This window comes from Slackia heliotrinireducens DSM 20476, from assembly GCF_000023885.1.
Classification (GTDB): Bacteria; Actinomycetota; Coriobacteriia; order Coriobacteriales; family Eggerthellaceae; genus Slackia; species Slackia heliotrinireducens.
Map to the genome: position 1 here is coordinate 1,753,923 of NC_013165.1, position 21,337 is coordinate 1,775,259.

Annotated in this window: 26 protein-coding genes and 1 tRNA gene; 3 read left to right on the forward strand and 24 right to left on the reverse strand. The window is 63.9% G+C overall.

All coding sequences use genetic code 11. From position 1 onward, the window contains the following. Position 1: 1 nt before the first annotated feature. The gene (locus SHEL_RS07505) at positions 2 to 1,048 is read right to left on the reverse strand and encodes a substrate-binding periplasmic protein (protein WP_041422518.1); all 1,047 of its coding nucleotides are present in this window, start codon (positions 1,046 to 1,048) and stop codon (positions 2 to 4) included. Between the two features lie 497 nt (positions 1,049 to 1,545). On the opposite strand from SHEL_RS07505, the gene SHEL_RS07510 reads away from it, so the two are divergent. Then, a complete protein-coding gene (locus tag SHEL_RS07510) occupies positions 1,546 to 2,238 on the forward strand; it encodes a ComF family protein (RefSeq protein WP_012798655.1) in 693 nt (230 codons plus the stop codon). Here the strand turns inward: SHEL_RS07510 and SHEL_RS07515 are convergent. Together SHEL_RS07515 and SHEL_RS07520 are read right to left on the reverse strand one after the other, a co-directional pair. Next, positions 2,235 to 3,011 (reverse strand): TIGR03915 family putative DNA repair protein, encoded by a 777-nt coding sequence (locus SHEL_RS07515; RefSeq protein WP_012798656.1) that lies wholly within the window; start codon positions 3,009 to 3,011, stop codon positions 2,235 to 2,237. The genes SHEL_RS07510 and SHEL_RS07515 overlap by 4 nt on opposite strands. 9 nt (positions 3,012 to 3,020) lie before the next feature. After that, positions 3,021 to 4,325, reverse strand: a complete 1,305-nt coding sequence (locus tag SHEL_RS07520) for a putative DNA modification/repair radical SAM protein (protein ID WP_012798657.1) — start codon at positions 4,323 to 4,325, stop codon at positions 3,021 to 3,023. A 132-nt stretch (positions 4,326 to 4,457) separates the two neighbouring features. Here SHEL_RS07520 and SHEL_RS07525 point away from each other — a divergent pair, with 132 nt between their 5' ends. Beyond that, positions 4,458 to 4,832: a hypothetical protein gene (locus tag SHEL_RS07525; protein WP_012798658.1), complete on the forward strand. Its 375-nt coding sequence runs from the start codon at positions 4,458 to 4,460 to the stop codon at positions 4,830 to 4,832. A gap of 72 nt (positions 4,833 to 4,904) precedes the next feature. Further along, positions 4,905 to 4,979, forward strand: a tRNA-Thr gene (locus SHEL_RS07530). A 221-nt stretch (positions 4,980 to 5,200) separates the two neighbouring features. On the opposite strand, the gene SHEL_RS15090 is transcribed toward SHEL_RS07530, so the two are convergent. From SHEL_RS15090 to SHEL_RS07630, 21 genes are all read right to left on the reverse strand, one after another. Then, positions 5,201 to 6,007 carry a peptidoglycan recognition protein family protein gene (locus SHEL_RS15090; RefSeq protein WP_012798659.1) on the reverse strand — a complete coding sequence of 269 codons (807 nt, stop codon included), beginning with the start codon at positions 6,005 to 6,007 and terminating at the stop codon, positions 5,201 to 5,203. Beyond that, positions 5,991 to 6,404, reverse strand: a complete 414-nt coding sequence (locus tag SHEL_RS07540; RefSeq protein WP_012798660.1) for a phage holin family protein — start codon at positions 6,402 to 6,404, stop codon at positions 5,991 to 5,993. The genes SHEL_RS15090 and SHEL_RS07540 overlap by 17 nt, the downstream gene beginning before the upstream one ends. Before the next feature lie 15 nt (positions 6,405 to 6,419). Beyond that, positions 6,420 to 6,626, reverse strand: a complete 207-nt coding sequence (locus SHEL_RS07545; RefSeq protein ID WP_012798661.1) for a hypothetical protein — start codon at positions 6,624 to 6,626, stop codon at positions 6,420 to 6,422. Between the two features lie 10 nt (positions 6,627 to 6,636). Further along, positions 6,637 to 9,528, reverse strand: coding sequence for a hypothetical protein (locus SHEL_RS07550; protein WP_012798662.1), 2,892 nt, complete (start codon positions 9,526 to 9,528; stop codon positions 6,637 to 6,639). After that, positions 9,518 to 10,297 (reverse strand): hypothetical protein, encoded by a 780-nt coding sequence (locus tag SHEL_RS07555; protein WP_012798663.1) that lies wholly within the window; start codon positions 10,295 to 10,297, stop codon positions 9,518 to 9,520. Before SHEL_RS07555 ends, SHEL_RS07550 begins: the two co-directional genes overlap by 11 nt. A 1-nt stretch (position 10,298) precedes the next feature. After that, positions 10,299 to 11,303 carry a hypothetical protein gene (locus SHEL_RS07560; protein WP_012798664.1) on the reverse strand — a complete coding sequence of 335 codons (1,005 nt, stop codon included), beginning with the start codon at positions 11,301 to 11,303 and terminating at the stop codon, positions 10,299 to 10,301. Positions 11,304 to 11,319: 16 nt separating this feature from the next. Then, positions 11,320 to 12,870 carry a phage minor structural protein gene (locus SHEL_RS07565; RefSeq protein ID WP_012798665.1) on the reverse strand — a complete coding sequence of 517 codons (1,551 nt, stop codon included), beginning with the start codon at positions 12,868 to 12,870 and terminating at the stop codon, positions 11,320 to 11,322. Between the two features lie 12 nt (positions 12,871 to 12,882). Then, positions 12,883 to 13,383: a phage baseplate protein gene (locus SHEL_RS07570; protein ID WP_012798666.1), complete on the reverse strand. Its 501-nt coding sequence runs from the start codon at positions 13,381 to 13,383 to the stop codon at positions 12,883 to 12,885. Further along, complete coding sequence (locus SHEL_RS07575) at positions 13,384 to 14,214, reverse strand: hypothetical protein (protein WP_012798667.1); 831 nt, start codon at positions 14,212 to 14,214, stop codon at positions 13,384 to 13,386. Continuing rightward, positions 14,215 to 16,638, reverse strand: coding sequence for a phage tail protein (locus SHEL_RS07580; RefSeq protein WP_012798668.1), 2,424 nt, complete (start codon positions 16,636 to 16,638; stop codon positions 14,215 to 14,217). Beyond that, positions 16,639 to 16,992 (reverse strand): hypothetical protein, encoded by a 354-nt coding sequence (locus tag SHEL_RS07585; RefSeq protein ID WP_012798669.1) that lies wholly within the window; start codon positions 16,990 to 16,992, stop codon positions 16,639 to 16,641. A gap of 32 nt (positions 16,993 to 17,024) precedes the next feature. Further along, positions 17,025 to 17,309, reverse strand: a complete 285-nt coding sequence (locus SHEL_RS07590; RefSeq protein WP_012798670.1) for a hypothetical protein — start codon at positions 17,307 to 17,309, stop codon at positions 17,025 to 17,027. After that, the gene (locus tag SHEL_RS14380) at positions 17,309 to 17,890 is read right to left on the reverse strand and encodes a phage tail tube protein (protein ID WP_012798671.1); all 582 of its coding nucleotides are present in this window, start codon (positions 17,888 to 17,890) and stop codon (positions 17,309 to 17,311) included. Before SHEL_RS14380 ends, SHEL_RS07590 begins: the two co-directional genes overlap by 1 nt. A gap of 12 nt (positions 17,891 to 17,902) precedes the next feature. Continuing rightward, positions 17,903 to 18,268, reverse strand: a complete 366-nt coding sequence (locus tag SHEL_RS07600) for a hypothetical protein (protein WP_012798672.1) — start codon at positions 18,266 to 18,268, stop codon at positions 17,903 to 17,905. Positions 18,269 to 18,281: 13 nt separating this feature from the next. Continuing rightward, positions 18,282 to 18,536, reverse strand: coding sequence for a hypothetical protein (locus tag SHEL_RS07605; protein WP_012798673.1), 255 nt, complete (start codon positions 18,534 to 18,536; stop codon positions 18,282 to 18,284). Next, complete coding sequence (locus SHEL_RS14385; protein ID WP_012798674.1) at positions 18,526 to 18,870, reverse strand: hypothetical protein; 345 nt, start codon at positions 18,868 to 18,870, stop codon at positions 18,526 to 18,528. The genes SHEL_RS07605 and SHEL_RS14385 overlap by 11 nt, the downstream gene beginning before the upstream one ends. After that, positions 18,863 to 19,255 carry a hypothetical protein gene (locus SHEL_RS07615; protein WP_012798675.1) on the reverse strand — a complete coding sequence of 131 codons (393 nt, stop codon included), beginning with the start codon at positions 19,253 to 19,255 and terminating at the stop codon, positions 18,863 to 18,865. The genes SHEL_RS14385 and SHEL_RS07615 overlap by 8 nt, the downstream gene beginning before the upstream one ends. After that, positions 19,255 to 19,422, reverse strand: a complete 168-nt coding sequence (locus SHEL_RS15845) for a DUF7302 family protein (protein WP_012798676.1) — start codon at positions 19,420 to 19,422, stop codon at positions 19,255 to 19,257. The genes SHEL_RS07615 and SHEL_RS15845 overlap by 1 nt, the downstream gene beginning before the upstream one ends. Before the next feature lie 2 nt (positions 19,423 to 19,424). Beyond that, on the reverse strand, positions 19,425 to 20,309 hold the full coding sequence (locus SHEL_RS14390; protein ID WP_012798677.1) for a phage major capsid protein: 885 nt from the start codon (positions 20,307 to 20,309) through the stop codon (positions 19,425 to 19,427). Positions 20,310 to 20,321: 12 nt separating this feature from the next. Next, positions 20,322 to 20,789 (reverse strand): hypothetical protein, encoded by a 468-nt coding sequence (locus SHEL_RS14395; RefSeq protein WP_012798678.1) that lies wholly within the window; start codon positions 20,787 to 20,789, stop codon positions 20,322 to 20,324. A gap of 133 nt (positions 20,790 to 20,922) precedes the next feature. Then, positions 20,923 to 21,306: a hypothetical protein gene (locus SHEL_RS07630; RefSeq protein WP_126513774.1), complete on the reverse strand. Its 384-nt coding sequence runs from the start codon at positions 21,304 to 21,306 to the stop codon at positions 20,923 to 20,925. Between the last annotated feature and the right edge of the window lie 31 nt (positions 21,307 to 21,337).

Sequence of the window (21,337 nt, forward strand, 5' to 3'; positions counted from 1 at the left end):
CTTACGCCAACCCGGCATCGGCTGCCGTGCCGCCGCTCGGCAGAACTGCGTTCGCGCCTGCGGAGGATGTGTCGGAATCAAGGCTGTCGGACAAGTCGGCCTCGACGCTGCCCTCTTCAGCAGCGGCGCCTTCCTCGGACCCTGCACCCTCTTCGGTTGCAGCGCCTTCCTCGTCAATTGCGGCTTCGCCGCCCTCTTCAGCGGTTTCAGCAGGTGCGGCTGTACCTTCAATCAGCGGAAGGGATGCAAGATCGACAGGGGATCCAAGCCACTTCTTGGCTACGAGGTCCAGGATTCCGCCGTCGTTCACAGAGGCGACCGCCGCGGTAACAGCGTCGACAAGGTCCTGGTTGGAAGCCAAAACCGCGATGCACTGGGCGGTGGGCTGCTCGAGCACGGCCACAGGGACGACCTCGACTTTGAAGTCCTTTGCGGCGTAGCTGCCGATAACGCCGTCGGCCGCAACGTAAGCCGCATCGCCGGTTTCCAGAGAGGAGAAGGCGGACTCAAGATTGCTGGCGGCCACCACCGAGGAGCTGCCGAACACGTTCTCGACGGCCCAAGCGCTCTTGGAGGATACCTGGGCTGCAATCATGGGAGCGGAATCTGCCGCCGGAGCGGTAGCGTTGTCGGGGGCTGCGAACAGGGTCACGCCGGTCTCGGCAACGGAATCGCTCAGCCAGACGGTTTCATCCACTACGGAGGCGTCCATGCCGAACACGATGTCGACGGTGCCGCTGTTCAGGGCGTCAAGGCCCCCGTCGGCTCCCACGTCAACGAACTTGACCGTAAGGCCCATCTGGTCGGCCAAGGCATACGCCGAGTCCACATACAGACCTACCAACTTGCCGTTGGATGTTCCGGTGAACGGAGCGTTGTCGGCGTTCAAACCGACCGTGAGCACACCGGATTCCAAGATGGTCGGCGTATCGACCACCGGCGAGAGCTCTGCAGGTTCATATGCGTCGTCGTTGCTGCAGCCCGCGAGCACGAAGCCGATGCACAGCGCACAGACGATGGCGCACACACGTATTAGCTTACTTTTCATCCAAGCCTCCGCTTCGATTCCTTTGCAATGTAGTTCTTTCGGCTGACCTAGTTTTCGACCCCACACTCGCGCACGGGGGGTTCGCTTGCGCTCTGCCCTCTCCCCCGGGCGACCACTTGTCGCAAAACCACCGGGAGGTGCGACTTACTCCTAGGATACGCCGTGCTCGCTGCGGGTGAACGCAGCTTACGTGGACCCTTTAGACCGCATCTGCCATGGGCTAAGAAGCGAGAATTCGACTTCCGCAACTACAGACCCGAAAGAAAACGAAGTTCAGTCTAGCAGATTTCGGAAAAGTTCGATACACGGTATGCAACTAACATATAAAGCACCTGTTAAGCATATGTCTTTTAGGTTACATGTCGCCTTAACCATTTCCGAACCCGAATCCCGAATTTGAACCTGCAATCAGGGTTTGCCGTCAGGTTTCGGCAAGGTTTCTGCATAGGTTTCGGCAAGGTCCGAAGCGTATGGTGGGAAGGGAACGGAGGTGAACGATGCTCAAAGAGGCTCTGCTTGAAACGCTTTGGCCTACCCGATGCGCAGGGTGCGAACGCGCGGGCAAGGTGCTTTGCGACGACTGCATACGGAACATGGAATACATCGACGCCTATGCCGCCTGCCCTATCTGCGGCGATCCCGCCGGCCTGCGCGTCTGCACGCGTTGCAACGCCCCCGTCGAAGACCCCGAACACCGGGTCCGCACGCTCGAGTGCAGGTCGGCGGCGATGTTCACAGGGCGCATGGCGAAGGCAATCCACGCGTACAAGGACGCGGGCGAAACCCGCCTGTACAAGCCCTTCGCCTTGATACTTGCACGCATCGTGCCTCCCCCGTGGCTGGACGAGGCCGATTGCGTAACCTGCGTGCCCGCATCGAAAGCGGCCATCCGGAAACGCGGGTTCAACCACACCGAGCCGTTAGCGCAGCAGCTGGCGTCCAACCTCGGCCTGCCCTACCGGCCGCTGCTTGTAGTCGGAAACGTCAAGGACCAACGTGGCTTGGGCCGCCGGCAGCGTTCGGCCAACATGCGCCACGTCCTGAAAGTCCTGCCCGACACCAAACCTCCGCAGAACGTGTTGCTCATCGACGACGTCATGACCACTGGCGCGACGCTCGAAGCTGCCACGACCGCCCTCAAAGATGCCGGGGCGCAAACGGTGCGCTGCCTCACGCTTGCCAGAGCCTAATCGCCCAGAGTTGAAAGCCCCGCCTGGTTCGGTTTGAGCTCGACCAGGTACTTCCAATACCGTTTGGGCATGAGCTGACGTCGCAGTTCAGGGTTGTATCGGTCCTCCACCGATAGCGCGTCATAGAACGTCTTCCATGCAGCTCTCATAAGGTTGTCTTTCAGCGTTGGATCAGGAACGTGCACGGCATCAGTGGTTACCAACACCCACCTTCGCATGTCGTAGACACCCGCAAGGTTATGGACCTCGTCGTAAATCATGAAAGGCTGCACGTTGAATCGGGCGGCGAACCCCGGCATAAGCAAAGGAACGACATTTGCACAGGGATTGCACCTGGCCACATACACGCCGCCGTCCACTTCGGAAAATCGGAGGAACTGTTTCCATTTCTCACGTTCCTCCTCAACCGATTTCACAAGCCGTTCCGCATCGAACACCGCCGGATGCATCGAATTCGAAAAGGTCTGCCTGCCATGGTTCATGGCGTAGCGTACGAACGCCAGCCCGATTGACCCGCGTCTGCCATCCGCCGCCAAAGACACGCGCTTCAACACTTCGAACGCATGCTTGCCGCATGTTTTGACCAATCCAGCCCGGACGCGTTCCGCCAACTCGAAATCAGTTTCCACCGACACGACCTCCTGCCCAAGGCGCGGCTGGATGAGCCCCGCAGGAACCACATCCTCGGGGTCTTCATGTCGCGCATAGGCTGTAAATATGGCCGTGAGCAGCCCCTCGAGCGTATCGTCGTACACATAGGCTATCGGTTCCATAGCGCTCACCTAGAACAGCGTCAGCTGGTTGGGGTGGACGCGCGCAGAGCGCCGACCGTGCTTGCCGCCGTCGATGGGACCCTTCAGTACCGCCCGCAACGCTTCCGTCGTGAAATCCGTCCCTTTGCCCTGGTATTTGCCGCCGCAGGTGATGAAGTACTTCGCCCGTTTGAATGCGATACCGAGTTTGCGAAGCTTCTGCTCGTCCAAACCCTGGCTCTTCCGAGCACGCACGATGAGCTTCGCACCCCGAACGCCGATGCCTGGCACCCTCAGAAGCAGCTCATACGGTGCGGTGTTCACCTCGACGGGAAACGTTTCAAGATGATTGATGGCCCAATACGCCTTTGGATCCAGGTCGATGTCGAGAAACGGGTGTTTTTCGCTCACAATCTCATCCGCTGCGAAACTATAGAAGCGCATGAGCCAATCCGCCTGATAGAGACGATGTTCCCTGTCCAGCTGCACAGCACCGCCTTGCGGCAAACGTGCATCTTGCGACACTGGCAGGTATGCCGAGAAGAACACGCGTTTCAGATTGAAGTTTCGGTACAGCGATGACGACAGCGACAAGATGTGCAGATCGGACTCCGGCGTGGCGCCGATGATCATCTGCGTGCTCTGGCCCGCTGGCACGAAAGCACGCTGGGCCTTTTTCGCCCGTGCGCGAACCGAGGTGACCGGATTGCGCGTAGCGATTGCCTTCGACTCCTTGTCCTCCGCAACGCCTTCTTTTATCTGGCGCATGGGCGCCAGGATGCTTGCCCTGTCCTTCTGCGGACAGAGCGCCTTCAGGCTTTCCTCCGAGGGGAGCTCCATGTTCACACTCATGCGGTCCGCAAGAAAGCCCATCTGCTCCACAAGCTCAGGCGAAGCCCCTGGAACCGCCTTCGCATGGATGTAGCCCCTGAACCCGTACTCGATTCTGAGAATGCGCATCGCTTCGGACATAAGCTCCATGGTTCTGTCAGGACTGACAATGACCCCGCTCGAGATGAACAGCCCTTCAATATAGTTGCGACGATAGAATTCGATGGTCAGATCCGCCAGTTCTCGGGGCGAGAAAGCCGCCCTGGGCACATCGTTGCTTTTGCGGTTCACGCAGTAGGCGCAGTCGTACACGCAGCAATTCGTATACAACACCTTGAGAAGCGTGACGCAGCGACCGTCCGGCGTGAAACTATGGCAACACCCCGACGGGCTTGCCGCACCGAGCTGCCCGCCCTTGGCTTTTCGCTCAACGCCGCTGGATGTGCACGCTACATCGTATTTTGCGGCGTCGGCAAGTATTTCCAACTTGCGTAGCAGTTCCACGGCACCCTCCTAATCGAACATCTATTCGTGTCAATTCTAATACGAAAGTTTGTTCGTTTCAAGATGAGGATTGATTCTTCTTCTAAACTGGTATTATGTTTTTAAGAAACTCGTCGTTAGGTAGGAGGCCGTATGCCCGCTTTGGTCGGAATCGGCGCACGTCTATATAGGTTGCTTCCCCTCCTCATCGTGCTTGCGGTGGTGGCGGCAATCATTTACGCATTCGTGTCGTGGAAATACACGGACACGCGCGCCAAAGAGCTGCTTATCAAAATCTTCTTGGGCATCAATTCGGTCCTGTCGGCATTATTCGTTCTGGCCACGCTTTATGCTTGGGCAGAAGGCAACATGTTCGTGGCGGAGTTCTTCCTGACCTGCGCTATTATGATGATTGTGCTTCTGGCCATCAACGTGTACTGCAGGCAGCGCTTTCTCCACAACCATCCGAATTACAAGTGGAAGAAGACGTTTGACGCACTGCCCATCAACAAGCGCAACAAGCAGTAGTTTTACACGCTCACATAATCCGCAAGGCATAAATGTGCAAGCCTATGTTAGAATACCTGCTGTTTTGCACGTGCCAGCGTGGCTCAACGGTAGAGCAACTGATTTGTAATCAGTGGGTTGCGGGTTCGATTCCTGTCGCTGGCTCCATAGCATAACACGAGGTCAGAGCCTGTTTCTGGCCTCTTTTTTTGCCCCTTTTCTCGCACCCCAAATCGGCCGAAAGTGTGTAATATCGTGCCTAAATGCGCCTAAGTTGTTCCCTACTTGTTCCCTACCTGTTCCCGCCCCGGACGCCTGAAAAACGAAAAAACCGGGCACCCCGAAGGGTGCCCGGTTTGCATGTCTTCCCGTCTGAAAAAGCGTTGCGGCTAAAGCCTCAGAGCGCCCGACTTGTCCGTGGCGACGGACCGCAGCATCGCGCCGTCGGCCCCGAGGGCGTACCACCTGCCGTCCTTGTGCAGGACCGTGGACTTCGCCATGCGGCAGTCGCCGCGCAGCCAGTACCACTTACCCCCGGACTTCTTCCAGCAATCCGCCATCGCGTAGCCGTCCTTGTCGAAGCAGTACCAGTCCCCGCCGATGCGCTCCCACTTCGACGCGGGCCAGGTGCCGTCGGCCCGGCGGTACCACCAGCCCTTGGCCGACTTGACCCACCCGGCCTTCGAGGCGCCGTCCGCCGTGATGCGGCGGTGCAGCGCCTTCCAGGCCGCGTCGCCGCCGCTTCCGCCCGGCGTGTAGTAGTAGGGGCACAGCTTGCGGCTCGCGTCGTAGTGGCGCACCACGCGGTCGGCGGGCACGCCGTATTCGTCCATGAGCCTGCGCACGAGCCACTGCAGCCGCTTGGTCTCGGCCTCGGTGAACGGGCGGTCGCCGTCCTGGCACACCTCGATTCCGATGCTGTTGGTGTTGGTGATGCCGTACTTGCCGCGGCCGTCCCCCACGTGCCACGTGAGGTGGCGCGACGGATCGGCGTACTCGTAGATGGTTTCATCGTCGATGAAGTAGTGGGCGCTCGCCTGGCGGTCGCCGCCGCTGAAATACTGGCAGTTGTTCAGCGCGGCGGGCGCCGCGCTCGTGCCGCTGCCGGTGTAGTGCACGACGATGTATTTCACCGCCGACGCGCTGCGCGGCTGGATGTTGTAGCTTCCGTGGTGCTTGTTAATCTCGTAGCTCATGGGTTGCGTCCCCTTTCGCGTCGTCGAGGATTCTGAACAGCTTCGACCGCCCCAGCTCGGGGTTCATGCGGTTGAAGATCTCCATCAGGCTCCCCAGCTCCATGAGGCAGATGTAGCCGCACGTGCCCACCAGCACTGGCGCGGGGAACCCGAGGTCGAGCCCGCCCACGATGGTGCCGTCGATGACCAGGGCGGCCAGGGCGTATCCGAGCTCGGCCAGCTTGTGCTGCACGCCCTCCCGCATCTTGCCGCTGCGGAACGTGCCGCTTATGCAGGCGTTGGCGAGCCCGAACAGCACGTCCAGGACGATGAGGAGCAGCATCGCCGCCAGCGCGACCTGTGCGGTCTGCGAGTCGGCCAGGGGCGCGACGAAGACTTCGATGTATACCGGTGCCATTTCGGTTCCTTCCTATTAGCTGTGGTCGTAGCACCACTGCTTGACGATGAGGCCGTCCTCGTTGAGGATCACGGCCGCATGCTTCGGCACCGCAGACACGGCCGCAGCGGCGAGGATGGAGTGGAACTTGTTCTCCGCCTGGGGCTGGTTGTCGTAGGCCGTGACGATGTTGGCCGTCTGGCCGGCTGCGTTGGTCTGTAGCTCGATCACGATGTAGGTCATAGGTTCTCCTTTACTTCCAGCGTCCTATTTGCAGGAAATTGAGCGTGGCCGCGCGTGCGGTGGTCTGCTTGGTAGGGCTCATGAGGTAGTAGGTGCCGGTCTGGGATGCAGTCGCATCGTTGTGGTTGATGCACCAGAAGTAGCTCGTCCCTCGCGGCTGCATCCATTCATAAGGAGCTGCGGCCCAGGTGAAGGGGTTGGAGAGGCGGGTGGTCTCCTTGTAGTACAGCGAGCCCCAGGCGGTCGTCGCGGTCCAGCTGCCGCCTGAGTAGTAACCCCAAGCGATAGCGTATCCCGATGCGAACTTCATCCAACGCCATTGCGGGTTGGCCGTTGTGCCCCAGTTGGAGCCGACATCCACGATGTAGTCATCCGCCGCCCCCGTGCCGAGGGCTGCGGGGGCATGGACGAAGTAGGAATCCGCCGCCCATGAGGTTTCGTTGTCGCTGGTATCAACACGAAGGTTGCCGATGGATGTGAACAGCATTCTCCGGAACACGTTGTTGTATGCGGGGATCCGGAATTCGAAACCGCTGTCAACCGTCCTGAACGGTGCCTTTGTTCGGATTAGCCCCTCATTGACATCATACCCTGTCGTCAGCTCGATAAAGGCGTCCGCTAACGTGCTCACAACTCCATCAGTATTTTTCTGGAGAGACGCCTCGAGAAGAAGATCGGCCTTCGGGACTCCGATCGAGAAAGTAGAAAGATCCGTCGAACAGGTCATGAAGCTACTCGCCTGCCGACCGCCGGAGACAGAAGTATCGCCTGAACTTGCAGACACGTCAACCCAGTTCAAAGCCTCATCATCGGCATCAAGTTTAGTGCTGTTCTCTAGCCGTAGCCATGACGCAGGCTTCAAATTTCTCATTCCGACAATACTTAGATACGGGTTATCAGGATCCTCATGCTTGCCGATCGTCATGTATGGAGAACCGTCCTCAGACAGTACAACTCCACCGTCATCGAAGCTAGCAAACGTATTTGCCCCGTTGCGGATGTCAACGCTGTCAGAGTCCACCAGGACGTTGTTACCGGAGGCAGGCCCGATACGTGCGTCAGAGGACGTGAACTCAGCTAGGGAGGTGGTGCCTAGACGCACATCCATGCCATTGGCTTGCATCAGCGCATTAGGCGTGGAGGCCGTGATCGGCCTGGCCGTTGCTACGTGTGCGCCGTCGGTGTCGCCCCAGAAGAACTGCTCGGTGCTCTCGGCGATGAGCAGACCGGCGACGGCGAGATCCTGGAAGGCCCCGTTACGGTATCCCATGAGCGTCGATGAAGAGCGGAAATACCCGTTAGAAGCACTCGTCATAATGCCAAGCGGGATGTACACGGTATCGCTCGCCGATGTGGGTTCAACCGTCGTGAGCCAGTTCGAGCTGGCGACCGTGAACGTATTGCCCGACACGGTACCCTTGAGGTACACGACCTTGTCATTAGCACCGCTCTGTACCGTGACGTTGTTACCGAAGTTGATGTTGTTGAGTTCCAGGAAGTTGTTGTTGCGCGTGCCGGACGTGGCGCCCGCGCTGATCGTGGTGGACGCGTACAGCAGCGGATACGACAGAGAGAAGGACATGCCGGCCGCGATGTCCTGATAGCCCGATGCATCTCCGCAGATAATATGACCTGACGTGATGTCGTCTTTGGCCTTGATGTTACGGTCGTACTTGGTCCTGTTGACGTCGTTGGTGTTGTAGTTCATCTCGACTACCCAGTGGGAGCCGTCGTACACGAACGTATACATCTGGTTCTGCCTGAGATAATTGGCTCCCGGAATGTTGCTGAGCGAGCCGTTGTAGATATACTTGATCGGCTTCGCACCGGTTCCGTTGACGTTGAGCGTAAGGCTCCCCACCGCTCCCGAGTTCGTAACCGTGAACTTGACGAGCACCACGCGGCCTGCGGTGAGCGTAAACTTATCGGAGGCCGGTGAAACCGTAGCGACCTTAGCCACGGTGCCTGCGGCCGTCGAGCAGGTCGCATACCAGACGCGGGTACCATTTATCGTGTCAATTGCGCTGTTCGCGGCCTCGGAAGCGGCGTCTGCCGTCTGCTGCGCCGCATCCGCCTTGTTCCACGCCTCGATGCTCCCCTGGTAGGCGCTGGCCTTGGAAACCTGCCCCCAGAAGAACGTCCCGTCGGTGAGGGTGGTCTTCTGGCATGACCAGATGGCCTTTGTGGCGTCGAAGGCGAACTCGGTGGTCTGCCAGCCCGACGGGGAGGCCGTCGTTGGCCTCGCGGGCTGGCTTCCCGTCGAGGCGGTCTGGTAGTAGTAGGTCTCGACGTTCTCGACGTCCACCGTCACGGCGAGGGTGTCGGTGTCGGTGGCGATGATGGTGTCGGACGGGCCTGGAAGGTCTTCTGGCGCTTGCCTGTACTCGGTCGGCTCGGTGCCGCGTTCCAGCTTCGGCTTCCAGAACGCCAGCGCCTCCGTGCTGCCGCGCTGCATCGTGCAGCGCACGTTGCCGCCGTCTGCGAGCAGGTCGACGGCTTCCTGCGTCCACGTGAACACGTAGGCGATGCGCTTCTCCTCGCCGGGCGCGATGCTGACCGTTCCGCCCGAACCCGTTTCCGTCCAGTGATTCGGGAACGGCGGGTATACGCGGGTTCCGGACGCGTTCACGCACATCAGGAAGATGGACACGGGCAGCGCCGACTCGGTGTCGTTGCGCACGTTAGCACTGAACGTGAACGACTCGCCGACCTGCGGGTTGGTCTGGTTCACGTACATGCCGATGCCGCGCCACGTGCCATTCGTCACGATCTCCGTGAAGCCGTCCTCGCGCTCGACGAGCAGCTCGTTGTTGTTGTACCGACCGACGTTGGTCGTGCCCTTGTTGATTATGAGGTCGAGGGTCTTGGAGTTGGTGGCGATGTTCCTGCCGTTACCTAGCATGGAGCCACCCCCCCCCCGCGAGAGTGAGCTGGATGCCGTACACATCGTACTTCTGGGATGCGGTCCGATCGTAGAACCACATCTCGCCGTAGGAGTACGCCGTGCCGTTCACGAGGTAGAACTCGCTCGACCCATCGTAGGTCGAGCCGTCTCTTGGAGCGAGGCTCACGACATTTCCAGAAACTTCGATGAGTTGCCATTCGGATGTTGGGTGAATCGCGTAGTTGCCGACTGCGATAGCGCAGCCACTGTTTTGGTAGTGGTACACGATGACGTCATGACCCTCGACTGCGCCGTCGGCGAGTTTAATCCAAAACGAAAGCGTGCACGTCTCGCCGACGTGTTCGCGCAGGGTGCCCGCCGTGAACGCAAGCCTGCCGCCCCTTGTATACGTGATGGCGCTATCGCTCATTGAGCCACCCCCCCCCGAACTGTAGAGGGTGATGGCTTCGCCGTATTCCGTCGTCGGGCAACTCAAACGCGCATAGGAGGCGTTCTCGGGTATTTCGGGCACTATCCAGCCTTCGTCCCACTCGTAGTACATCATGACTGGCCTGCTGATGAACTGCCTGCTTGACGTATAGAACGCGAGCGCGAGGTACATGTTATTCGTTCTAGGAAACGAGCTGCTTACCATGATGGCAAGCTCATCGCTCACTGCTAGGTAATCGCTCAAAGTGTGCGTTTCGTGGCCGAATGCTCCTCCATCAGAGCTGATTCGATAACCGTCACTCTTACCAGAAAGAATGTCCAGCTGAGTAAGAGCCATCCTAAGCCTCCAGGTTAGCCGTGTAACTCGCGTGGTTCGTCACGGTGCCTGCCGTTATCTGCAGGGTCGTGCCCGTGCCGACCGCCGTGGAGCCGCCGTCCTTGTACCACTTCACCGCCCCGAGGGCCGCGATTTGCGAGCTGGTCAGCTCGGTCGCACCCTGGAACACCCTCGCGGTGAGCGTGGTGACGGCCTGGGTGTTCTTGAAGATGAATCCAGCCGAGGACTCGATGACGAGGGTTATCGCGTCATCACCGGCATCGCCCTTGTCGCCCTTGTACTTGCTCCAGGTGTAGGAGCTGGCGGTCGTGGGGGCCGACGAGCTGGTGCCGCTGTAGACGCCGATGTATATGGTCGACGCCGTGGGCGTGGCGACCATGCCGCTGCCGTCCGAGTTCGCGGAGTAGCGGATGTGCGTGTAATAGCTGGTGCCGTTCGTACCGCCCTTGCCCTGCTTTGACTTCGAGTACGCCTTGGACGAGTCGCTGAACGTCACGAGCGTCCAAAGCCACGACCCTTCGGCCACCGACGGGACGCTCGTGTGGGTGAACGAGCTGTCCGCAGGCTGGCTCTCGGTCGTGCTGACCGCGTACTTGATGCTGCTGACCGTCACGCTCGTGCCGTTCGTGCCGGACTTCGACACGGAGAAGGAGAACTTCTTGTTGAGCGTCACCCCAGCGTCGGTGATGACCACGGGTATGGTGGCCTCGCAGTTGCCGTTGACCTTGTTCGCCGCAACGGCGAAGGTCAAGGTCGGCTGGGTGGCGTTATTGTCCTTCGTCACCGTGATGCCGCCGCCGTGGCTGCCGGAGAACGTGACCGCCGTCACGTCCACCGAGCACGCCACCTGCTCGCTTCCGCAATATGCGTAGATGGTCGTGGTGGCCGTCGCGGCGTTCGCGTAGGTCGTGCCGCCGACGAGGGACACGGCCTCGCTGCTCATGACCACCGAGTAGCCGTCCGTCAGGTCGACGATGTCTACCTGGTTCGTTGCCTTAACCGCCATGTGATTGCTCCTTCCGCTATGGCGTTACAAGAGATGCCGAGAACGAGGTCTTGTCCGCCACATCCTCGGGAGTTACCGTGAGCCACATCCCCCCATGGGAGAGGTGCGGATCGCTGCTGGGGAGCGTTCCCCAATCGCCGTTCTCGTGCTTCCACTTCCACTCGATGTAAGAGCCTGAGCCGAACCTGGCCCTCACCTGCTCGATGGTGTCGAGCCTGTCCCCGCCGTTGGGGAACACGGCCACCTGCAGGACGGTCGATTCGGAGCCGTTCTTGAAAAGCAGGCCGTGGGTGGACGTGACGGTCAGGGTGGCCGAGTCGAGGGCCGACTCCGCTGCAGCCTGCGCGTCCTCTGCCTTCTCCGCCGCATCCCTCACCGCATCTGGCAGCGGCGAGACGGCCGTGGCCAGCTCGTCCACGTCGGCGGCGAAGCTGCGCGTCCTGAGCACATTGGACGCGCTCATGCTCGCGGCGGTGTCGCCCAGCTTGTAGGTGCTCTTGGTGGGCTCGCATATGTCCAGCGTGCATTGGGTGAGCATCATCCACTGGTTGACGCCGTGGGGGCGGCTCACGACCCTGATGTGGTCGCCGAGCCTCCAAGGCATGACGGACGGGTCTGCGAGGTTCAGGTCGACCGCCGACACCTCCACGGACTCGAGCAGCATGACCGACTCCGCCAGCTCGTCGCACGCCTGCCTGACCATCCCCGACACGCTCTCGGCCTCGTAGGAGCGCGTGGCCTCGATGATGCCGTATGCGGCGTAGCCCGCCTCGGAGTAGACGCGGTCGCCCTTCTTCGAGTACCCAGCGCGCTCGGCGACCGCGCCGTCCTCGTACGACGAGAGGTCGAACTCGTTGCCGTCCGGGTCCTTGCCGGTCGGGATGATGGCGGTCAGCACGCCGCCGCCCTCGCGGGCGCTGGCGTAGTCCAGCAGGTTGCGCCCGAACTCGATGGGCTGCGCGGCCTTGCGCGGCTCCGTGCGGAACTCCAGCGTGCGCCTCCCGCCCTCGAAGGACGCGAAGAGGTAGCACGTGAGCGGCTCCAGGACGCCGTCTATGAGGTCGGCGGCCGTCGACGAACGCCGCGTGCTGCTGCGCGTCAGCTTCGTCTGGGTCAGCTCGTTGACGGTCACGTCGAAACGCTTGGACGGGTCAGCCGCCGCGTTGTGGCGGTCCACCATCCACTGGGCGAACTCGGCCGCGGGGCGCGGCGCGATGTCCGTCCACGCGGGCGGGTCGCCCGTGTCGGCGTACGTGCCGAACGGTCGGGACACGGTGTCGTTGAGGTACGCCAGCTGGCCCTCGGCCTCGATCTCCGTTGCCCGCGTCATGTCCTCCTCGGTCTTCAGGACGCGCCCGCGGAATATCTCGCGGCCGTCGCTCTCGACGGTGACCTCGTGCTCCGCGCTCATGGGCGCGAGGCGCCCGAACAGCGGATGGCCTGGCGCCATCTCGAACTCGAGCCTGCCGCCCGCGTTGACCTCGAGCGACAGGCGGGCGGACACAAGCCGGGCCGTTTCGCTGCGCGGGTCGTGCAGAAGCCGCCCGTCGTAGTGCAACGTGTACATGGCGCCCCCTCGCTACGCGGTGCGCTCCCACATGTATACGGACTTGTACGGCGGCAGGTTCGTGAACGCGGTCCCGCTGCCCTTGGCCTCGGTGTCGACCCAGTCGTTGGACGCGTCCTTGTCGCCGCCGCTGTATGTCGACGCGACGATCCAGCCCGTGCCGTTGCCCGCGTTCGACTTCCACGCGCCGACCCAGTCGTTCTTCTTCGCCCATTTCACGTTGTGCTTGTGGTTGGGCATGTTGGCGACGGTGAGCGTGGTGGACGCCCGGCCGCCCGTGCTGCCCGCCGGATAGTCGGTGGACTGGCCGACCAGGAAGCGTCCCTGGATGGCCGTCCACGTCCCGCCGATGAACGTGCCGGGGTTCGTCGGGCGCGTGCTCGTGTAGATGGTGCCCACGGGGTAGAGCGCGTCGATGATGTTGAAGTTCTCCGCCAGCGCGGCGATGGTGTCCGCCACGCGGTCGTTCACGTCGGGCTTCGTGAGGCCCATTACGTCGGATACTGTTGCCATTTAGAGGTCCCTCCATTCGTAAGCGAAATAGACGCGGTAGTCGGCCGATTCCTCGCGGCTCTCGCCCGCCATCTCGGCCCATGCGCTGTAATCCGCGTCGACGGCGGCCCAGGTCTGCGCGGTGTCGATGCTCGTCCATTCCGCCCGGCCGTGCGCGCAGGCCAGGTCGGACAGCCTCACGCCGCCGTACTGCCGCCACGCGTCCGGGCCGAAGTCGGCCCACGTGGCGTCGCCCTCGTCGGGCGCGCTGTTCACCGTCACGACGTTGTCCCCCTGGCGCAGCCAGAAGCCCGGCAGCTCCCACGTGCCCGCGGGGACCGTCCACGACTCGCCGCGCATGGTGACGATCGTCTTCTCCGTGGACGTCTCGACGGTGGGCACGGCGCGCCCCGACCCGTTGGGCAGGACGACCTCGTGGCCGCCGAAGGCGTCGACGTAGAACGCCTGGACGCCGCGGGTCTTGTAGGGGTCCGCGACGATCTCCAGCTCGAACGTGTTGTGCCGGTACCCCCGTCCGGTCACGTTGAACCGGCCGCGGTACGTGTAGCCTTCGTCCCAGGACAGGGCGAACTCGTGCCGGCGCCCGTGCAGGTAGGCCAGGAGCGGCTCGAGCGGCGCGCCGTCCTTAAGCCAGAACTCGAAGCGCATCTCGCGGTTCTCGAAGACGGGGTATCCCGCGAACTCGGACAGGTCGATCTCCCCGTCTCCGCCCGGTATGTCCACGGTGTAGCTCTTGGGCGCGGGAGGGTCGGCGGTCCCCCCTTCCATCAGAAGCGCGCCGTACGCCTCCTCCAGGTTCACGCCGTCCACGGTCATGTACGGGCTTGCCATCTAGAACCCCCTCGCTGCGGCGGCCTGCCGCGCCCCGAGGGCGGCGTCCATGCGGCCGGCGATGCCGCCGACCAGGGCGCGCCCGTCCAGGTAGAGCTTCATGTTCGCCATGTCGCGGCGCATGGCCTGCAGCTCCCGCACCACGCGGTCGGCGTCCTCGCCGCCGTCCATGTGCGCGGCGACGGCCTGGGCGAACGGCCGCATGTTGCGGCCCTGCAGCGGCATGATTGCCTCCTTGCCCGCCTCGCCGGCTCCTATGAGCGTCGCGCCGTCCACGATGCCGCCCTTCGCGGCCCACGTGATGCTGATGGAGGGCTTCGTGCCCGCGCCGCCGATGCCGTAGGGAGGCGTGCCTCCGCTGATGTGGAAGTGGGGCACCTTGATGTGCGGCAGCGAGAGCGTGAGGTTGCTGAACAGGCTCTTGATGCGGGATATGCCGTCGCTGACCTTCTGCCTGGCCGAATTGATCTTGTCGCCGATTATGTTCTTGACGCTCTCGAAGATGCCGCCGACCGTCGTCTTGATGACGTTCAGCTTCTCACGGAACCCCGACGCGATCGCGGACAGCGCGTTGGTGACGGCCGACTTGGCGGCGTTGAGCTTGTCGCTGAAGAAGCCCTTGACGGCGTCGAGCGCGGCGCCGACCGTCTGCCCTATGCCCGACATCGCCGGCGTCACGATGCCGTTCCAGATGCCGCTCAGGACGTTCGAGACGAGCGTCAGGATCGCCGTCCAGCACCCGCTCCAGTCCCCGTTCAGCGCGGCGGTGAAGACCGCGAACACGTCCTTGATGGCCTGGAAGCCGACGTCTATCGCGGACTGGACGTACGGCATGACCGTGTCGATGACGGTCTGGATGCCCGCGAACGCGCCCTGGAACGCGTCGTGGAGCGCGGGTATCACCACGGCCGCGGCGTTCTGCAGCGCGTCCATGAACGGAGCTATGGAGTCGTACAGCGGGCCGATGTTGGCCTGGATGGTATCCAGCACGGGGCCCAGCACGTTCGACAGCGTGTCCACCGTCGCGTTGACGGCGGGGATGATGACGCCCGTTATCAGGTCGGTCGCCATGCTGGCGAAGCCCTGCACGACGGGCAGCGCCCTCGTGATGAACTCCTGGACGATGTCGCCTATCTGCTGGACGTACGGGGAGATCTCCTGCACCGCGCCGCGGACGACGCCCGTGATGCCGACCCACACCTGGTGCACGTCGCCGTAGAGGGACCCGAACGCCGCGCCGACGGGGCCGAGCAGCCCCTGGACGTTCTCGCCGAGCGGCGCGACCATCCTCACCACGTCGGCGAACACGGTCCGCAGCGGAGAGAGCCAGCGGGACGCCTCGGACGCCGCCGTCTCGAACGCCTCGGAGAGCGACGCGAACGCCTGCTCGCCGTCGATGCGCGGCAGCTGGATGAACGGGAAGATGTCCCACAGGGCCTTCTCGATGAGTCGTTCCGCGCCGTTCACGGCCTCCTCGATGGCGGTCGGCGCGTACGCCCTGACGGCCGCCGCCGCCTCGTCCAGCACCGCGGGGACGGCCTGCGCCACGCCCTTGCCGATCTGGATCACGGCGGGGATGATGTTGCCCGCCGCGGTGACGGCGCTGTCCACCAGCTCGCCGACCCTGGCGGCCACGTCGCCGTCGGGGTTGCCCAGCTCCTGCAGGAGGTTGGCCCACGCCGCCTTCGTCATCTCGATGGACCCGCTGATGGTCTGGCTGGCCTCCTTGGCCGTCGTGCCGGCTATGCCCTGCTCCTCCTGGATGTACTGGATGGCCTGGACGATGTCGCCGAAGTTGTCGATCGACAGGTCGGCCGCCAGCCCGTTCGCCTCGGCGTACGCGTTCGCGTCGGCGATGAGCCTCTCCATCTCCGACTTCGTGCCGCCGTAGCCGAGCTTCAGGTTGTCCAGCATCGTGTAGTTCTGCTTGGCGAAGCCCTGGTACGCGTCCTGCACCGACTGCATGTCGGAGCCGAACACGTTCACGTTGTCGCTGATGGCGCGCATCGCCACGTCGGTCATGTCGGCCGCGGCGTCCACGTCGCCGCCCATGCTGCTCACCAGCGCGGCGCTGAAGCTGGTTGCCTGCTCCATGTACTGCGCGCTGGACATGCCGGCGGTCGCGTACGCCTCGGCTGCGTACTGCTGCAGCTTGCCGCTGGCGTCGCCGTACAGCTTGTCCACGCCGCCGACCAGCTGCTCGTAGTTGGCGTAGCTGGACAGCGCCGCGGTCGTGAAGTCCGCCGCGGCCTTGCCGACGGCGGCGAGCCCGGCCGCGGCGACGGCGGCCTTCGCCACGCCGCCGAACTTGGCCCCGAAGCTGTCGCCGGCGGACTGCGCCGCCTGGTCGCACTTCGGCGCGAAGGACTTGTCCATCTGCGGGAATATCGATATGTGGGCCGCGCCGACTTCCGTAGAAGCCATCTACTCACCTCCGTAGTACCAATCGTCGAAGTCCTCAATGGGGATGGGGCCGCGCCCGATGCGCCGAGCCCCCGCGTCGGGGTCCACGCCCGGGCGAGGGATGGGCCTGGGCACGGGCGGCCTCTTGCCCTTCTCGACCTTCGAGGCGATGAACGCCCACTGGAACACGTCCAGCGTGTCGCTGATGCGCGCCAGCAGCTGCGGCACCAGGTAGGGCGACTGCCACAGCGCGTCCTCGCCCTCCGTCTCGCGCCGCAGCGCGCAGTCGGGCGGCAGGTACGCCAGGAAGTCCAGGAGGGAAGCCTCGGTGAGCGCCCCTCCCAGGTCGTCCAGCGTGAACCTCGTCCGGCACATCAGCTCGTAGTTGACCGCCCCGCCGTGCTTCGCTAGGCAGTCGGCGAGGCCGCAGGTTCCCCCATCGACGGCGCGCCGATCCCCTCGCGCGCGGCCATCCACGCCTGCGTGAGCGCGGCCAGGGCGTCGTCGCCCAGATCGTCCACGCACGGCAGGTACCTGCCGAAGAACGCGAACATCGCCTCGGCGTCGTCCTCCGCCGCGGCCAGCTCGGCAAGCTCCCTGCGGTTGAACGTCAGCGGGACGCGGTACACGTCGCCCGCCACGTCCACCTCGAGCGCCGGTCGCTCCGCGGCGAGCTTCAGCGCCGCGGCCATTAGGCGCTCACCACGCCGTCGTCGGTGTGGATGTAGACGCGCTCGCCGGCGCCGTCCACGGAGCAGACGATCTTGACGTTCCACTTGATGGGCTCGTTGGCCACGAAGGTCAGGTCGCCGTCGAGCACAGGCTGGCCGTTGGGCACGACCACGCGCATGCGGGCGTCGCCGTCCTTCATGTTGAACACGAAGGTCCGGGCGGGCGCGAGGTGCGCGCCCATGTCGATCGTGATGGTCTCGCCGGCGGCGGAGGTGGCCGGTGTGCGGTGCACGTGGTCCTCGCCGAACAGGACGCAGAGGCCCTCGTAGTCGGTCTGGATGAACGAGAACGAGATCTCGCCCGTGAACTCCTCCAGCAGCGTGCGGACCGTGTTCTTGGACCAGTCCTTGATGTCTACCGTGCTGTACTCGGCGGTCAGGGTCAGGCCGTCCTCGCTGACGTAGCCGCAGGATGTTCCTGCGGCCCACGCCGTGCGCGCGTCGGCCGGCAGGTCCGTGCCGACGTCGGCGTACTGGACCGCGCCCGTCGTGCCGGATTGCATCGGCGCCCCTACGAGCACCTTCGCAGTGTCGATTGCCATGGGTGTATCTCCTTAGTCTATGCGTATGTTGGTTTCGAGCTGGAACACGAGCTGCCATGCGAACCGCCCGTCGGCGCCGTACCCCACGGACACGAGCGACGGCGGGCCCACGGCGTTGATGCGCGCGTCGGCGTCCGCCAGGGTGCGGAGCACCGTGGCCAGCGCGAGCGCGGCCTGCTCCGACTCGCCCTCGGACCCGGTGAAAACGGTCACCGCGAAGCGCGGCGAGTCGTGCGGGTAGTCGCACTCCCCGCCCACGCGCTGCACGGTGGCGAACTCCCCGGGCGCGCCCGCTGGCGGGTAGGTGGCGCAGGGGACACCGAGCGTGGACGCGGTCCACCTGACCACCGTCTCCAGGCTCGACCAGAACTGGGCCATCGCGGCCTCCTTGTCAGATCGATTTCAGAAGCGTGCTGTGCACGCGGTTGCTGTTGACGGCGTGCATGTCTGCGGTGTGCACGAACGCGTGGCACCGCTTCTTGCCGGGCTTGGCCTTGCGCACCGAGTACCCCGTCGCGTCGTACATGCCGACGGCGCGGGCGCATATCTCGTCGGCCTTGGCGTCGGCGAGAGCGCACACCGCCCCGTCGTTGAGCACGGTGCGCGCGAAGGCCTTGTTCGGCCTGTAGGTGACCTTAGCCGTCATGGCGCTCCACCTCCACGGGCATGTTCCAGGGCGTCGGGCAGTTCTCGTCCATGTACGGGTGCGGCTCGCCCACCACGCGGTACGTGCCAGCCCAGGGCCCGCCCAGCGTCACCTTCGCGCCGCGCAGGTCGCCCGACCACGTCTTCGGGAAGTGGAGCGTGAGAGCCACGCGCACGCCCTCGGGCCTGCCGGCGTCCATGTCGGCGGTGGCGCCGGGAGCCACGAGCACCCCGGTGACGGGCTCCGGGGGCGCGTAGGCTTCCACGTGGTTGCCGAGCCTGTCCGTGGCGGACCAGTCGCGCAGCTCCACGGCGACCGTCGCGCCCCTAATCATCCCCGCCCCCGATCGGAGCCCAGCCGACGCGGCCTGCGCCGGCGTCCAGCCCCAGCCGCTCGGCGTAGCCGCTCGAGCGGAGCAGCTTCCACCAGTTGTTGGTCGGGTACGGCGCGGCGTACGTCACCGTCTGGCTGTAGACGCCGGCGGACGTGGTGGTCGACGCGACGTCCGAGGCCTGCGCGGACTGCATCGCCCTCGACACCATGGACAGGCAGGCGTACCTGAGGTTGGCCGCCTGCACGGCGTCCTCCTTGTCCACGGCCACGAGCTGGGCGAGGTAGCCGGACGCCTCGTCGAGCAGCATCTCGGCGTAGTCGGCGTCGGCCCCCGCCAGGGCCGTGCGCATGCGCACCTCGAGCTCCTCCAGAGTCGCGTACGCCATCAGCGCCCCCTCCCTCCTGCGGCCTTAGGTTTCGCGGGCCTCTTGCGGGGCGCCGCCTTCGGCTTAGGTTCCGTCCTCGCCTCGGCGTAGCCGAGCGCCAGCAGCCTCTCCCTGGAGTGCTCCGGCACCTCGACCTCGACGCCGTTGGGCGCTGTGAGCGCGACCATCGCTAGGCCGTCAGGCGGACGAAGGTGCCCGCGTCGCGGACCATGAACGCCAGCTCGATCTCGAAGCGGACGGCGAACATGTTGTGCTGCCACAGGTGGAGCGTCTTGGTCTCGTCGCCCACCGTGTACTCGATGGACGCCTGGTCGGACACGGCGCCCTGGATGGCGTCCACGGCCCCCCACGCGCAGTTGTCGAAGTCGCCCGCGATGCCGAGCGTGGCGGGCGAGCCCGCCGCGTACACGCCCTTGCGCACGGACACGTTCGCCCCCAGGATGGGGTCCACGGTGCCGGACTGCACGCCGGCGGTGAACAGCGGGTGACCGGTGGAGTCGGTCGCGCCGAGGACGGCGGAGCGGCCCTGCGGGGAGAGCGCGACTCCGCTCATGATGCCGTCGTTGGCGCCGATGAGCTGGTCTGCCGCCACGAACTGGTCGTAGAGGGTCTTGCCCTCGGCGGGGGTCAGGCTGACGGCCTGCGCGCCGCCGAGCACGTCGAAGTTCTGGCCGGGGGCGGCGGTCCCCATGACGGTCGCGTCGAACTGGCGGCCGAACAGCTTCGGCAGGCGGTTGACGCACTCGTTGTAGAGCGCGGCCTTGTCGCGGCGGAACTCGGTCGAGAACGGCACGATGATGGCCATCTTGTAGGGCTCGACCTCCTTGATGCCGAAGTCGAACTTGCCCACGGGCTTGGCCTCGGTCTCGCCGACCCACTCGGGGACCGGGTCGCCGGTGATGGTCTGGTACTTCTTGCCGTTGCCGGCGATCTCCATCTTCGGGGCCAGCTGCATGAACGCGGACTCCTCGACGGCCTTGCTGATGATCTCGGCGGAGACCTCCTTGTCGAAGATGACGTTGGCTGTCTCGCGGGAGATGTCGAATGCGGTCATTTCCGCTCCTCTCTAGATGCCGAGCGCCTCTGCGAAGCGGTCGGCGTTGGTCTTCTTGGCGGCGGCCCTGCTGCCGCCGTCGTCGGTCCTGGTGGGGTACGCGGGCAGCAGCTTCAGCAGGCGCGCCACCTGCGCCTCAAGCTCGCCCTCGTCGGAGCCGTTGAGCATGTCCACGACCTCTGCGGGGACACCGGCCGCGTCGGCCACCTTCGCGACCGTCTCGGCGCGCGCCGCGCGGGCCTTGAGCTCGTTCAGCTCCGCCTCGGCCTTTTCGGCCCTTTTGACGGCCTTCTCCTGCTCGGTCTGCTGCGACTCGCGGAGCTTTTCCAGCTCGTCGGCCGCGCCCTGGTTCTCCTTGGCCTTGCGCTCCCACTCGCGGGAGTGCTGGCGCATCGCCTCGTACTTGGCCTGCCAGTCGGTGGGCTTGCCCGCCTCCTGGGCCTGCGCTGACGCCTGCGCCTCGTTTGCCTCTTCAGCCATGTCGGCTCCTTCCCGCCCTTTCCGGGCATGAAAAAGGCCGCTTTCCGCGGCCTGCGTACGCCGCCTTCTGACGGCATGAAAAAAGCGCCCCGAAGGACGCTTGATTCCGAAATCGGTCGGTAAGTAAGTGGATCTACTTACAGGGTTTTATCTCGGGTATGAAGCTCGTCACGTAGCGTTTGAGTATCTCCTCGCACACTTCCTTGAGCAGCGGGTAGGACACGTCGATGCCGGCCGACTCGAGCGTTTGGCAGACGATCCTCCAGACGTCGGGGTTCTCGACGAGCCTGAAGAAGGCCTTGCCCTCCTCGGTGGCGCCTACGACCTCGCAGCCGACGCAGACGCCGTTGAAGTCGTGCTTGAACTCGGCGTCGATGAGCCCGTCGGCTTTCAGACGCTTCAGCTCCGCGGTGACGCTCTCCGGCCTCCCAACATCGTAGTAGTCGCTCGTCGGAGCAGGGCCGCCGTCCTTGGCGGCAAGGGCCATCAGCTGGCGCATTAAGACGTAGTCTCGCATGTTCCTCCCCTGTACGCGAAAGCCGCCCGGA

Bases quoted from the DNA above. Each gene is read 5' to 3' on its own strand.
- SHEL_RS07505 (WP_041422518.1), bottom strand. From the start codon at position 1,048: ATGAAAAGTAAGCTAATACGTGTGTGCGCCATCGTCTGTGCGCTGTGC.
- SHEL_RS07510 (WP_012798655.1), top strand. From the start codon at position 1,546: ATGCTCAAAGAGGCTCTGCTTGAAACGCTTTGGCCTACCCGATGCGCA.
- SHEL_RS07515 (WP_012798656.1), bottom strand. From the start codon at position 3,011: ATGGAACCGATAGCCTATGTGTACGACGATACGCTCGAGGGGCTGCTC.
- SHEL_RS07525 (WP_012798658.1), top strand. From the start codon at position 4,458: ATGCCCGCTTTGGTCGGAATCGGCGCACGTCTATATAGGTTGCTTCCC.
- SHEL_RS15090 (WP_012798659.1), bottom strand. From the start codon at position 6,007: ATGAGCTACGAGATTAACAAGCACCACGGAAGCTACAACATCCAGCCG.
- SHEL_RS07540 (WP_012798660.1), bottom strand. From the start codon at position 6,404: ATGGCACCGGTATACATCGAAGTCTTCGTCGCGCCCCTGGCCGACTCG.
- SHEL_RS07545 (WP_012798661.1), bottom strand. From the start codon at position 6,626: ATGACCTACATCGTGATCGAGCTACAGACCAACGCAGCCGGCCAGACG.
- SHEL_RS07550 (WP_012798662.1), bottom strand. From the start codon at position 9,528: ATGCTAGGTAACGGCAGGAACATCGCCACCAACTCCAAGACCCTCGAC.
- SHEL_RS07555 (WP_012798663.1), bottom strand. From the start codon at position 10,297: ATGGCTCTTACTCAGCTGGACATTCTTTCTGGTAAGAGTGACGGTTAT.
- SHEL_RS07560 (WP_012798664.1), bottom strand. From the start codon at position 11,303: ATGGCGGTTAAGGCAACGAACCAGGTAGACATCGTCGACCTGACGGAC.
- SHEL_RS07565 (WP_012798665.1), bottom strand. From the start codon at position 12,870: ATGTACACGTTGCACTACGACGGGCGGCTTCTGCACGACCCGCGCAGC.
- SHEL_RS07570 (WP_012798666.1), bottom strand. From the start codon at position 13,383: ATGGCAACAGTATCCGACGTAATGGGCCTCACGAAGCCCGACGTGAAC.
- SHEL_RS07575 (WP_012798667.1), bottom strand. From the start codon at position 14,214: ATGGCAAGCCCGTACATGACCGTGGACGGCGTGAACCTGGAGGAGGCG.
- SHEL_RS07580 (WP_012798668.1), bottom strand. From the start codon at position 16,638: ATGGCTTCTACGGAAGTCGGCGCGGCCCACATATCGATATTCCCGCAG.
- SHEL_RS07585 (WP_012798669.1), bottom strand. From the start codon at position 16,992: ATGTGCCGGACGAGGTTCACGCTGGACGACCTGGGAGGGGCGCTCACC.
- SHEL_RS07590 (WP_012798670.1), bottom strand. From the start codon at position 17,309: ATGGCCGCGGCGCTGAAGCTCGCCGCGGAGCGACCGGCGCTCGAGGTG.
- SHEL_RS14380 (WP_012798671.1), bottom strand. From the start codon at position 17,890: ATGGCAATCGACACTGCGAAGGTGCTCGTAGGGGCGCCGATGCAATCC.
- SHEL_RS07600 (WP_012798672.1), bottom strand. From the start codon at position 18,268: ATGGCCCAGTTCTGGTCGAGCCTGGAGACGGTGGTCAGGTGGACCGCG.
- SHEL_RS07605 (WP_012798673.1), bottom strand. From the start codon at position 18,536: ATGACGGCTAAGGTCACCTACAGGCCGAACAAGGCCTTCGCGCGCACC.
- SHEL_RS14385 (WP_012798674.1), bottom strand. From the start codon at position 18,870: ATGATTAGGGGCGCGACGGTCGCCGTGGAGCTGCGCGACTGGTCCGCC.
- SHEL_RS07615 (WP_012798675.1), bottom strand. From the start codon at position 19,255: ATGGCGTACGCGACTCTGGAGGAGCTCGAGGTGCGCATGCGCACGGCC.
- SHEL_RS15845 (WP_012798676.1), bottom strand. From the start codon at position 19,422: ATGGTCGCGCTCACAGCGCCCAACGGCGTCGAGGTCGAGGTGCCGGAG.
- SHEL_RS14390 (WP_012798677.1), bottom strand. From the start codon at position 20,309: ATGACCGCATTCGACATCTCCCGCGAGACAGCCAACGTCATCTTCGAC.
- SHEL_RS14395 (WP_012798678.1), bottom strand. From the start codon at position 20,789: ATGGCTGAAGAGGCAAACGAGGCGCAGGCGTCAGCGCAGGCCCAGGAG.
- SHEL_RS07630 (WP_126513774.1), bottom strand. From the start codon at position 21,306: ATGCGAGACTACGTCTTAATGCGCCAGCTGATGGCCCTTGCCGCCAAG.